This is a genomic window from Roseovarius sp. THAF27 (assembly GCF_009363655.1).
Taxonomy (GTDB): Bacteria; Pseudomonadota; Alphaproteobacteria; order Rhodobacterales; family Rhodobacteraceae; genus Roseovarius.
Genome location: NZ_CP045393.1, coordinates 2,918,857 through 2,930,876, shown reverse-complemented (window position 1 = coordinate 2,930,876; position 12,020 = coordinate 2,918,857). Strand labels below are relative to the sequence as shown.

At 66.3% G+C, this 12,020-nt stretch carries 11 protein-coding genes; 5 read left to right on the top strand and 6 right to left on the bottom strand.

The genetic code is table 11. The features are described from left to right. Positions 1-83 precede the first annotated feature (83 nt). Genes FIU89_RS14710 through FIU89_RS14695 form a run of 4 tightly spaced genes read left to right on the top strand, consistent with a single transcriptional unit; the run spans position 84 to position 3,421 of the window. Positions 84-1,004, top strand: coding sequence for a branched-chain amino acid ABC transporter permease (locus FIU89_RS14710; protein WP_152493294.1), 921 nt, complete (start codon positions 84-86; stop codon positions 1,002-1,004). 8 nt (positions 1,005-1,012) lie between these two features. After that, a complete protein-coding gene (locus FIU89_RS14705; RefSeq protein WP_152493293.1) occupies positions 1,013-1,996 on the top strand; it encodes a branched-chain amino acid ABC transporter permease in 984 nt (327 codons plus the stop codon). Further along, the gene (locus FIU89_RS14700) at positions 1,989-2,738 is read left to right on the top strand and encodes an ABC transporter ATP-binding protein (RefSeq protein ID WP_152493292.1); all 750 of its coding nucleotides are present in this window, start codon (positions 1,989-1,991) and stop codon (positions 2,736-2,738) included. Before FIU89_RS14705 ends, FIU89_RS14700 begins: the two co-directional genes overlap by 8 nt. Next, the gene (locus FIU89_RS14695) at positions 2,735-3,421 is read left to right on the top strand and encodes an ABC transporter ATP-binding protein (protein ID WP_152493291.1); all 687 of its coding nucleotides are present in this window, start codon (positions 2,735-2,737) and stop codon (positions 3,419-3,421) included. Before FIU89_RS14700 ends, FIU89_RS14695 begins: the two co-directional genes overlap by 4 nt. A gap of 506 nt (positions 3,422-3,927) precedes the next feature. Here FIU89_RS14695 and FIU89_RS14690 read toward each other — a convergent pair. From FIU89_RS14690 to FIU89_RS14670, 5 genes are all read right to left on the bottom strand, one after another. Next, the gene (locus FIU89_RS14690; RefSeq protein ID WP_152493290.1) at positions 3,928-5,427 is read right to left on the bottom strand and encodes an AMP-binding protein; all 1,500 of its coding nucleotides are present in this window, start codon (positions 5,425-5,427) and stop codon (positions 3,928-3,930) included. Next, a complete protein-coding gene (locus FIU89_RS14685; RefSeq protein WP_152493289.1) occupies positions 5,424-6,827 on the bottom strand; it encodes an aldehyde dehydrogenase family protein in 1,404 nt (467 codons plus the stop codon). Before FIU89_RS14685 ends, FIU89_RS14690 begins: the two co-directional genes overlap by 4 nt. 62 nt (positions 6,828-6,889) lie before the next feature. Beyond that, positions 6,890-7,852, bottom strand: coding sequence for a tripartite tricarboxylate transporter substrate binding protein (locus FIU89_RS14680; protein ID WP_152493288.1), 963 nt, complete (start codon positions 7,850-7,852; stop codon positions 6,890-6,892). 44 nt (positions 7,853-7,896) lie between these two features. Next, positions 7,897-8,361 carry a tripartite tricarboxylate transporter TctB family protein gene (locus FIU89_RS14675; RefSeq protein ID WP_152493287.1) on the bottom strand — a complete coding sequence of 155 codons (465 nt, stop codon included), beginning with the start codon at positions 8,359-8,361 and terminating at the stop codon, positions 7,897-7,899. Beyond that, positions 8,358-9,887 carry a tripartite tricarboxylate transporter permease gene (locus FIU89_RS14670; RefSeq protein WP_152493286.1) on the bottom strand — a complete coding sequence of 510 codons (1,530 nt, stop codon included), beginning with the start codon at positions 9,885-9,887 and terminating at the stop codon, positions 8,358-8,360. The genes FIU89_RS14675 and FIU89_RS14670 overlap by 4 nt, the downstream gene beginning before the upstream one ends. Positions 9,888-9,987: 100 nt before the next feature. Here FIU89_RS14670 and FIU89_RS14665 point away from each other — a divergent pair, with 100 nt between their 5' ends. Then, entirely contained in the window at positions 9,988-11,019 is a 1,032-nt protein-coding gene (locus FIU89_RS14665) for a LacI family DNA-binding transcriptional regulator (RefSeq protein ID WP_152493285.1), read from the top strand. Here the strand turns inward: FIU89_RS14665 and FIU89_RS14660 are convergent, their stop codons facing one another. Continuing rightward, complete coding sequence (locus FIU89_RS14660; RefSeq protein ID WP_216647023.1) at positions 11,020-12,015, bottom strand: NAD(P)H-quinone oxidoreductase; 996 nt, start codon at positions 12,013-12,015, stop codon at positions 11,020-11,022. Positions 12,016-12,020 lie beyond the last annotated feature (5 nt).

The following is a 12,020-nucleotide window of genomic DNA, read 5'->3' as shown; positions in this document are numbered from 1 at the left end:
GCGAAGGGCTTGGCCTTGGTGCGACGGCATGGTTTAAGCCAGCCGCAGCGGGCACGGAAACGGCGGAGGAGCAAGCGGCGCGCATGTCGAGCATTCTGATCATCGAGCAGGTGCTGAACGGGGTTCAGTTCGGAGTCATGCTGTTCTTGATGGCTGCGGGCCTGACGCTGATCTTCGGGGTGATGGGGTTGATCAACCTCGCGCATGGCTCGCTTTACATGGTCGGCGCCTTCGCCGCCGCTGCGGTCGCCGCGGCAACGGGGAGCTTCCTGCTGGCGCTGGGCGCCGCACTGGCCGTCGCGGCGGCGGTTGGCGCGTTGGTGGAGGTCACGGTGATCCGCCGCTTATATGCCACCGACCACCTGGACCAGGTGCTGGCGACCTTCGCGCTGATCCTGATCTTCTCGGAAGGGACGCGGTATCTTTTCGGGTCCTTCCCGCTCTATCTCGATATTCCCGAAGCGCTGTCGGGGCCTGTGACGCTGCCCGGCGGCATCCAGTACCCGCTTTACCGGCTGGCGCTGATCGGGATCGGGTTGGCGGTCGCCATTGGCTTGTGGCTGCTGATCGAGCGGACGCGGGTAGGTATTCGCATCCGCGCCGGCGAAAACGATCGCGAGATGATCGCGGCGTTGGGCGTGGATATCTCGAAGCTTTACACGCTGGTCTTTGCGCTGGGCGCGGCACTGGCGGGGCTGGCGGGCGCGCTGGTGGGCGCGATCCAGTCGGTGCAGGTGGGCATGGGCGAGCCGGTGCTGATCCTTGCCTTCGTGGTGATCGTGATCGGCGGGATAGGCTCGATCAAGGGCGCTTTCGTGGGTGCGATCCTGGTGGGGCTGACGGACACGCTGGGCGGGATCTTCCTGCCCGAGTTCTTCAAGCTGTTCATGGAGCCGGCGGCGGGTACGCAGGTGGGGGCGTCGTTGGCGTCGATGGCGATCTACATCCTGATGAGCGTGGTGCTGGTCTGGCGGCCCACGGGCCTGTTCGGAGCCAGGGCATGATCGGGGGCATGAGGCGGGAGGCCCTGATCAACCTCGCGGTTCTGGCGGGGCTGGTCGCGGTGCCGCTGTGGGCGCTGGCGGTCGACGAGCCGTTCACGATCACGCTGGCCACGCGCGTGGCGATCCTGGCGCTGGCCGCGGTGGGGCTGAACATCGCGCTGGGACTGGGCGGGCTGGTGAGCCTGGGCCATGCGGTGTTCTTTGGCATCGGCGGCTATGCGATGGGCATCCTGGCGCATCATGCGCAGACCTACACCGCTGTCGCCGAGTGGCCGATGCTGATCGAAGGTACGAAGTCCATGCCGGTGATCTGGCTGGTGGCCGTCGTGGCCTCTGCGCTGGCGGCGCTGGTGATCGGGGTGCTGAGCCTGCGCACGAGCGGGGTCTATTTCATCATGATCACGCTGGCTTTCGGGCAGATGTTTTTCTACTTCGCGATCTCGTGGAGCGCCTATGGCGGCGAGGACGGCCTGTCGATCTATGTGCGCAATGGGTTTCCGGGACTGAACACGTTGGTGCCGATCCAGTTCTTCGGGCTTTGTTTCGCGATCCTCTGTGCGGTCTTGTGGCTGAACGCGCGGCTGATGCGGTCGCCTTTCGGTTTAGCGCTGAACGCCGCAAGACAGGTGCCGGTGCGGGTGCAGACTGTGGGCCTGAACCCGGTGCGGCTGAAGCTGGTGGCGTTCGTTATTTCGGGCGCGATCACCGGGCTGGCGGGGGCGCTTTTTGCCGACCTCAACCGCTTCGTCAGCCCGACGATGTTCAGCTGGCAGTTCTCGGGCGAGATCATCATCCTCGTCATCCTGGGCGGGGTCGGACGGCTGTTTGGCCCGGTGATGGGCGCGGCTGTGTTCGTTCTGCTGGAGCACTGGCTGGGCGGACTGACGGAGTTCTGGCTGATCTGGCTGGGGGTGATCCTGCTGTTGATCGTACTCTTTGCACGCGGCGGCCTCGTGGGGCTCCTGGCGGGGCGGAGCGTGGCGCATGACTGAGCCGGTGCTGGAGACGCGGGGGATCACGAAGCGGTTCGGCGCGCTTACGGCGAGCGAGGACATCGCGCTCGATCTGAAGCCGGGGGAAATCCATGCGGTGATCGGCCCCAATGGCGCGGGCAAGTCTACGCTGATCCAGCAGATCTGTGGTCTTCTGCGGCCGGATGCGGGGCAGGTCCTGCTGGGCGGTCGGGATGTCACGCGGCTTGGCGCGGCGGCCAGGGCGAGAGCCGGGCTGGCTCGGACGTTCCAGGTGTCGCAGCTGGCTATGGAGGACACGGTTCTGCAGAATGCGCTGCTGGGCGCGCTTGGCGCCACCGCGCGGCCCTGGCGGTTTTTCGGGCGGGCGCTGGACGATGCTGAATTACGGGGCCGGGCAGAGGCGGCGCTGGCGCAGGTAGGGCTGGCCGATGCGGCGGCGACGCTGTGCGCTGACCTTTCGCACGGGCAGCGGCGGCAACTGGAAGTGGCGATGGCGCTGACAGTCGATCCTCGAGCCTTCGTTATGGACGAGCCGATGGCGGGGCTGGGGGCGGAAGGCTCGAAACGGATGACAGGGTTTTTGAGCGAGCTGCGTGGCACGGCGCCGATCCTGCTGGTGGAGCACGACATGGACGCGGTCTTTGCCCTGGCGGACCGGATCAGCGTTATGGTCTATGGCCGGATCATCGCGACGGGAACGGTCTCGGAGATCCGGACCGACCGGGCGGTGCGCGACGCCTATCTGGGAGAGGAGGCATGAGCCTGCTGCGGGTCGAGAGGCTGGAGGCGCATTACGGTGTGAGCCAGGCGCTGTTCGGGGTCGACCTGGAGGTGGAAGCAGGCGAGGCCGTGGCGCTGATGGGGCGCAACGGGATGGGCAAGACCACGACGGTTCGGGCGATTTGCCGGATGATCCCGAGCCAGGGAAAGTTGTATTTTGACGGTCACGACTTGCACGCTCTGCCGAGCCACCGGGCGGCGCGGCTGGGCATCGGGCTGGTGCCGGAGGGGCGACGGTGCTTTCGGGATCTGACAGTGGCGGAGAACCTTTTGGCGGCGTCCCGGCCCGGACCGTGGAACAGCGCGCGCGTCGCGGAATTGTTTCCCCGGCTGGAAGAGCGATCGGCGCAGGTGGCAGCCTCTTTGTCGGGCGGCGAACAGCAGATGCTGGCGATCGGGCGGGCGTTGATGACCAACCCTCGGCTGATGATCCTCGACGAGGCGACCGAGGGTCTGGCGCCGCTGGTGCGTGCCGAGATCTGGGCGGCGCTGGGCCAGCTGCGGGACGCCACCGAAATGGCGCTGCTGGTGATCGACAAGTCAGTGCGGGAACTGGCGCAGGTGGCGGACCGCGCGGTGCTGATGGAGCGGGGAGAGACGGTCTGGACGGGCGCGATGGCGGACCTGACGCCGGATGTGTCGGAGCGGTACGTGGGGGTGTGAGGGGGCGCACCCGCTGCCGCTTTCCTGTGCGCCCCGGTTCCCGAGTCGGGGCCTTTTGTTTTGAGCGGGGAGGTCCCGGGTCAAGCCCGGGACGGGTCTGCGCTGACAATGAGTGAGACGCGGCAGGTTGAGTGGTCGCGAGCGGCGGAAACCTTTGGCGGGAGTATCTGAGGCAATAAAAAGAGCCGGGTGCTTCGGTGGACGGACAGGCGCTGTGCCGGCAAGACATGCAAGCGCGTCGAACTGGCTGCACTATGGAGCAGAGCTGGTGATTCGGGAGGGTCGAGACGGGTCATGCGGGCGCAATGCCCCTAGCTGAAGCAGGAATTTCGGAGCGCGACCGGCGCGAGCGATTGCGGCACGGTGCTGTTTGCAAGCCCGCCCCGGACTGCGAGCCGGGGCCTCTTGTGCCGAGCCTGAGGTCCCGGGTGAAGCCCGGGACGGGGTTCCGAAAGGCGCTCCCGGAATGCTGAAAGCGGCGTGCAGAGTGGTTCCGGGACGTTCTGTCAGCGGTTCGCCGGTTCGAGGATATCGGCGAGTTTCAGGCGCTGGATCTTGCCCGATGGACCCTTGGGCAACTCGTCGAGAAAGTGGATCTCGTCGGGGGATTTGAACGCGCCGAGGCGGTTGCGGCAGATCTCGATCAGGTCCGCACCCTCGAGAACAGAGCCCTCGCGGATGCGCACCGCCGCCTCGACGGTTTCGCCATAGGTGGTGCAGGGCCGGGCGAAGGCGGCGGCCTCGATCACGTCGGGATGGGTGTAGAGCGCCTCGTCGACCTCTCGGGGGGCGATGTTCTCGCCGCCCTTGATGATCAGCTCCTTCAGGCGGCCGGTGACGAAGACATAGCCCTGGGCGTCCATGCGAGCGAGGTCGCCGGTGCGCAGCCAGCCGTCGCGGAAGGTGTCGCGGGTGGCATCCGGGTTCTTTAGGTAGCCTTGCATCACGTTGGGTCCGCGCACGGTGATCTCGCCTTCGGTGTCGGGCGGCAGGGCGGCGCCGGTGCTGTCCTGGATCTGGACCTCGCAGCCATAGGCCATGCCGGACGAGCCGATCTTGCGGGTGGCGGGCGGCAGGGGGTTCGACAGGATCTGGGCGGCGGTTTCGGTCAGGCCCATGGTTTCGATGATGGGCACGGAAAAGCGGGTTTCGAAGGCCGATTGAGTCTCGACCGCCAGCGCCGAGGAGGCGGAGCGGCCGAAGCGCAGGCGGCTGCGGACCTCGGGGCCGGGTTCGTCCGTGCCGTGCAGCAGGTGCGAGATGACGGTGGGCACGGCGGAAAACCACGTGACTTCGGCCTTTGCCGCCTGATCCCAGAAGCGGGAGGCGGAGAATTTCGAGGTGACGGCGAGCGAGCCGCCCGAGACGAGGCTGCCCATGACGGTCACGCAGAGGCCGTTGATGTGGTAGATTGGCAGGATGCAGAAACCCCGGTCGGCCTCGGAGAGGTCATGCGCGATGGCGGTGGTCCAGCCCCCGGCCAAAAGGCTGGCATGGGTGTGCAGCACGCCCTTGGGGCGGCCCGTGGTTCCGGAGGTGTACATCAGCAGGGCGTGGTCGTCGGGGGTGACGGGGTGCAGGTCGGCGCTGGCGCGCTCGGACAGGGGCACCGGGGCGATGCCGGCGGTGTTGGCGGCGGCGAACTGCTCGGCGCAGGCGTCGCGGACGAAGCCGAAGCGGGCCTCGGAATGTTCGAGCGCGTAGGCGATGGCGTCACGGCCTGCGGCGAGGTTGATCATCGTGGCGCGAAAGCCCCCCGCAAGCGCGCCGTAGAGCGCGACGAGGCCGTCGCGGCTGTTGGGGGCGACGATGGCCACGCTTTCGCCGCGCGCGGCACCGCGGGCGGTGAGGGCGCGGGCGAACGACAGGGCCGCGTCCTGAAGGGCGGGCCAGTCGAGATGGCTGCCGTCCTCGGGAAAGACGAAGGCGGTGCCGCCCCGGTCGGCGCGGGCGGCGAGCCAGTCGCGGACGGTGCCTTGGGGCGGTGTGTCGCGGCTAAGCTTCATTGGCCCGCAGCCTTCCAGTAGTCGGCGAAGATATCGTCTAGAGTGGGCTCATTGGCGGGGATTTCGCGCACGATCTTGGTGGATTGCAGGAAATGTTTCCAATGGACGTTCTCGTCGATGGCATTGCCGCCCCAGCTGCCGCAGCCCATGGACAGAGAGAAGGGCATCCCGTTGGTGAAGGCGCCGCCGGTGGCGAAGGTATGCGCCTGGTTGACGATGATGCGGCTGGTGGGGATGGCGCGGGCCAGGGTCATAGGGCGGGTGTCGTCCGTGCTGTGCAGACCGACGGAATGGCCGGCGCCTTGGAACAGCTGGATGTCGCGGGTGATGCGGAGGGCGTCGTCGAAATCCCTGGCCGAATAGAGCGCGAGGACGCGGCTGAGTTTCTCGCCCGAGAGCGGGTTTTCCGGGCCGATGCGGGCGGTGGGCACGGCGATATACTCGGTGCCCTCGGGGACCTTGCCCGACAGCCCCAGCGCGTCGATCATCTTGTCGGCGTCCTGGGCGATGACGGCACGGTTGAGGTGACCGTCGGGCCAGAGGGCTGCGACGATGGCGGCCTCGTCCTCGACCACGGCGCCGCCGGCGCGGGCCATGGCGGCAATGAAGGCGTCGCGCACGGCCTCCACCACGACGACTGAATTCTCAGAGGAGCAGGAGGTGGCGTTGTCGAAGGTTTTAGACGCGCGGATCTTTTCGGCGGCGGCATCGAGATCGGCGGTTTCATCGACGATGACAGTGACGTTGCCTGCGCCGACGGCGACGGCGGGGGTGCCGGAGGTCTGGGCGCGGTGCACGTTGTTCTGGCTGCCTGTGGCGACGACCATGTCGCAGGTTTCCATCAGGCGCTGGGTCTTGTCCTTGGAGCCGGGCGCGGGAACCATGCCGACAAGCTCGGGGTCCTCGCCGATCTTGGCGAACTCGGCATGGATGAATTCGATCAGTTTCTCGCAGCTGGGCACGCCCTTGGGCGAGGGAGCCACCACGATGGCGTTGCCGCATTTCAGCGCGTTGATGATGTTGTTGGCGGGCGTGGCGGCGGGATTGGTCGAGGGCACGATCGCGGCGACGACACCCTTGGGCCGGGCGATTTCGGTGATGCCGGTGGCGGCGTCGTCGCGGATCACGCCATAGGTGGTGACGCCCTTGATGTCGCGCATGAGACCCAGCGTCTTGCGGTGGTTCTTGGTGATCTTGTCGGGCACGTTGCCCAAGCCCGTGGTCCGGACGGCCAGTTCGGCCAGCTCCCGGTTGCGTGCCGGTTCCATGATCGCCCATGCGACGGCCTGTGCGGCGCGGTCGTAGCGCTGTTGGCTGCCCTCGGCCTCGTACCGGGCCTGGGCCGCGCGGGCGCGGGCGATTATAGCGTCCAGGTCTGCGATGGGATCGGGGGCGTTCATGGTGCAAAACCTTTCTTGTGAGGAGCGCGCAATGGATGGTGCGCGCGCCGGTGATATAGGGCTCAGAGGCCGGAGAGCAGTTCCTTGAGGGTTTCCTCGCGGGCGGCCCACATCTCGATCACCTCGTCGCGGGTCATGACGTGCATGGGCGAACCGCCGGCTTCCATCTTGCCCTTGACGCGGTCGTTCTCGAACATGGCGGGGACGATCTCGGCCAGCTTGTCGATGATCGGCTGGGGCGTGCCCTTGGGCACCATCACGCCGCGGAAATTGACCGAGGCGTTGTCGATGTCATAGCCTTGTTCCTTCATCGTCGGCACATCGGGCAGGAAGTCGCTGCGCTCGTTGTCGAAGACGCCGAGGATCTTGACGTTGCCGGCTTTTTCGGCGCGGAACGCGTCGGAGAGGTTATTGACCCCACCCAGCACGTCGCCAGCGATGACGGCCTTCATGGCACCGGCACCACCCGCGTTGTTGGGGATGTAGGCCAGTTTGACGCCCGCGGCCTTTTCAAGCTGAAGGGCTGCGATATGGTGGCCGACATAAAGCCCGGCGCCGGAAAAGGTGAGGCCGCCGGGGTTTTCCTTGGCGTAGTTCACCACGTCTTCCATCGAGTTGAACTGGCTGTCGGCACCCACGACGAAGACCGCCGGGTCGGCGCCCCAGTTGGCGATGGGCTCAAAGCTGTCGGTGCTGTAGTCGACGCCGCCCTCAATGGACTGGGCGATGAAATGGGGCACGTTGTAGGCGCCCAGGGTGTAGCCATCGGCATCGACTTGGGTGGCGAGCCAGTTCCAGCCGACGCGGCCGCCCGCGCCGGGCTTGTTGACGATGGCGATGGGCATTCCCAGAGCGTCCTCGTTGCCGGCCGTCATGGTGACGATGCGCGCCTGAAAGTCGGTGGCGCCGCCGGCGCCGTAGCTGACCATCAGCATGACGGGGCGTTCGGGGTAGTTGTCCTGGGCGCCAGCGGTGCCCGCCAGGCCCATGAGCGCAATGGATGCGGCTGCAATCAGTTTCTTCATTTCTTGGGTCCTCCCTTGGAAAGTTGTCTTTCGCTTCTTGGTTTTCAGAAAAGGATCTCTCGCGGGGTGAAGACACCCAGCAGCAGTGCGAAGAGACCGTACATCACGGCCAGGAAACCGGCCGTGATCAGCACCCGTTTGACCCATGTGCGGATCTCGCCGTGGGGGGCGGGATCGTAAAAGGACAGCAGGATGAAAAAGGCGATGGTGGACGCGGTGTAAAAGCCCAGCGTGGGCGCGGCCCAGAAGACATAGATCAGCAACACCACGATGCCGGGCAGGATGTTGCGCACGGCGATGACGCTGAGGCCTGGACCGACGCGGGTCTTGCCCAGGAGCGCCTTGCCGAAGGTCCAGAGGGCCAAAGCCACGAACACGACCGAGATGATGCGGGGAAACAGAAAGGCGCGGGCGGGCGTGCCGGTGAAGCTGAGCCAAGCGACCCAGATGCCGACAAGGGCGACCAGACCACTGGCGAGGATGTGCTGGGTGCGGGGGCGATCGGTCACGTGGTCCGCTCCTGTTGTTCGAGCGTGTCTTCCTTGCTGAGATAGCGGCGCTGGCGCAGTTCCATCCAGACCGAGTAGGCGATGGAGGCTACGACGATGCCGATCAGCGTAAGGTTCAGCACGCCGGTGAAGAAATAGGTGCCCATGCTGGAGGTCGCGTTGGCGATCATTGCGCCCTGCACGAAATTCGCCTCGGCAATGGGGCCGAGAATGAGGCCCAGGACCAGAGGCGCGGCGGAGAAGCCGAAACGTTCGAGGAAATACATGCCGGTGCCCAGGGCGGCCATGATGTAGACATCGCCCATCGAGGTCTGCACCGAGTAGCTGCCGAAGACGGCGAGGGCCAGCACCACGGCGGCCATGACCGCGTTGGGCACCTGGGCCACGCGGGCCGCCAGACCGGCCACGTAGAGGCCGAAGACGCACATCAGGATCTGGCCGATCAGCATGGAGTTGATGAACGTCCAGGCGACATCGGGATAGTTCTCGAACAGGTCGCTGCCCGGGAAGATGCCGTGTATCAAGAGGCCGCCCAGAAGCACCGCGGCGGTGGGCGAGCCGGGGATCGAGAGCGTCAGCAGCGGCACCAGCGACGGGCCGACCATGGCGTTGTTGGCGCTTTCGGCGGCGATCACGCCCTCGCTGTGGCCGGTGCCGAATTTCTTGCGCTCGGGGCTGGTCTTGCGGGCCTGGTCATAGGCCACGAGCCCCGCGATCTGGCCGCCGACGCCGGGGATGAGGCCGATGAACGAGCCGGTGAGGGTGCCGATGCTGAGCGCGCGCGAGCGGCGGAAGACCTCGCGGATCGAGTCCATGATGGGGCTTTTCTCGACCTTGAGCACCTCGGCGTCGTGTTGGTGCCGGCCCTTGGCGAACATGGTGATGACCTGCGGAATGGCGAAAAGGCCGATGAGGGCGGGGATGATGTTGATGCCGCCGGACACGCTGGAATGGAAGATGAAGCGCTGCGCGCCCATGACGTCGTCGAAGCCTATGGTGGCGAGCCAGAGCCCGATGCAGCCCGAAAGCAGCCCCTTGACCACGGAGCTGGAATCGAGCGAGCCGATGACCGTGACGCCGAGGATGGCCAGCCAGAAGAGGTGCGACGGACCGAAGGCCAGCGCCCATTCGGCCAGCACGGGCGTGAGGAAGATGAGCAACAGCACGCCGAAAACGCCCCCGATGGCCGAGGAGATGAACGACAGTTGCAGCGCCCGCGCGCCCTGGCCGTTTTTAGCCATGGTGTGCCCGTCGAGCGTGGTGGCGATGTTGGCGGGCGCGCCGGGGATCTTGAGCAGGATGGCGCTGACCGCGCCGCCCGCGACGGTCGAGGTGTAGGCGGCGCCCAGCAGGATCAGGCCTTGCGTGGCGTCGAGCTTGAACGTGAACGGAATCAGCAGGGCCACGGCCATGGTCGGCGACAGGCCGGGCGTGGCGCCCAGGATCAGCCCGCCGATGGTGCCGATCAGAAGCAGCATGAAGTTGAACGGCGTGAACACGTCGCCGAAGTAGAACAGGAACTCCAAGCCGTATCCTCCCATTGGCTTGTCGCGATTGACCTGAAAGGGTATGGGATGAAAACAATATTGCAAATGTTTTCATTTTTGGCGGCTAAAGGCAAATCAAGTGGCTGATAAGGCGAAAAGAAAAGCCGATATCATTGCCGTCGCAAAGGCGGCGCGCGTGTCGCCGTCGACGGTGTCGCGCAGCTTCAATCATCCGGACTTGGTGAAGGCCACGACACGGAAAAAGATTGATGCCGCGGTGCGGCGGCTGGGGTATATCCGCAACCGCGCGGCGCAGACGATCCACGGCATTCGCAGCGGCACAATAGGGCTGATCGTGCCTACCGTGGACCAGGCGATTTTCGCCGAGATGATCCAGAGTTTTTCCGAGGCGGTGGAGGAGTTGGGCTTCACGATCCTGCTGGCCTCTCACGGGTTCAACCTGGACCGGGAATACAGTCTGACGCGCAAGATGCTGGAGCATCGGGTGGATGGCGTGGCGCTGATCGGGATCGAGCATACGCAGGACACGCTGGACCTGCTGGCGCAACAGGAGATGCCGACGCTGCTGTTGTGGAGTTTTTCGCCCAACGCGCCGTTTCCTTGCGTGGGATCGGACAATTACGCTGCCGGGGCGTTGATCGCGCGGCACGTGGCGGGGTTGGGGCACCGGCGGGTGGCGGCGATGTTCCCGCCGGTGGAGGGCAATGATCGGGCGTCCCTGCGCTTTGCCGGGGTGAAGGATGCGCTGGCGGAGGTGGGGTGCAGTATTCCCGAGGCGTGGCAATTGGTGGCGCCCTACAGCGTGGCGACGGCGAAAAGCGCGGTGGCGGCGCTGATTGCCGAGGGCAATCTGCCGACGGCGATCATCTGCGGCAACGATGTGCTGGCCTGGGGCGCGCTGCACGCGTTGAGCCGCGCCGGGATCGATGTGCCTGGGCAGGTGACGGTGACGGGGATCGGGGACTTCAAGGGCTCGAAGGAGTTCGAGCCGTCGCTGAGCACGGTGCGCATCCCGGCGCGCACAATCGGGGCGCGGGCGGCAGAGGCCATCGTGCAGCTGACCACGTCGGAAGAGGCGGTGGACGTGGCGGCGCTGATCCCGCCCGAGATCATGGTGCGCGCGACGAGCGGGCCGCCGCGCGCGCAATAGCTATTCGGTCACCGACAAAACGATCTTGCCGACGTGCCCGCCGGCTTCGAGCTCTGCATGGGCGTCGGCGGCGCGGGCGAGAGAATGGACGGAATTGATCACCGGCTTGATCGCGCCCTGTTCCAGCAGAGGCCAGACCTGCGCCAGCAGGTCGGCGGCGATGAGGCCCTTTTCCTGCGGCGTTTGCGGGCGCAGGGTGCTGCCGCAGAGGGTCTGGCGCTTGCGGATCATGCCCTCGATGTCGATGTCGGTCTTGCCTCCGCCCAGGAAGGCGATGATGACCAGCCGCCCCGACACGGCGAGGGAGGCGAGGTTGCGGTCGAGGTAGTCGGCGCAGATCATGTCGAGGATGACGTCGACGCCGCCGCCGTCGGTGAGGCGGTCGATTTCCTGCTCGAAATATGTGGTTTTGTAGTTGATCGCCTCGGTCGCGCCGAGGTCGCGGCAGGCCTGGCATTTCTCGTCGGTGCCGGCGGTGGCGTAGACGGTGGCCCCCATGGCGCGCGCGATCTGGATCGCGCTGGTGCCGATGCCGCTGGCGCCGCCGTGGATCAGAACGGTTTCGCCCTCGGCCAGATGCCCGATGCGGAAGAGGTTGGTCCAGACGGTGAAATAGGTTTCGGGCAGGGATGCGGCCTCGACCGCCGAGAGACCGGCGGGCCAGGGCAGGACCTGAGGCGCGGGGGCGACGCAATATTCGGCGTAACCGCCGCCCGCGACCAGCGCCACGACCTTGTCGCCCTCCGCAAAGGACAGCACGTCGTCGCCGCAGGACACGACTTCGCCTGCTACTTCCAGCCCCAGTACCTCGGTCACGCCGGGGGGCGGGGGATAGCCGCCCTGGCGCTGGCGCAGGTCGGGCCGGTTGACGCCGGCGGCAGCGACGCGGATCAGCACTTCGCCCGGGCCGGGCCGGGGGATGGGAATGTCGCGGGCTTGCAAAACCTCGGGGCCGCCGGGCTGCGTGGCGAAGACGGCTTGCATTGTCTGGGTCATGTTGG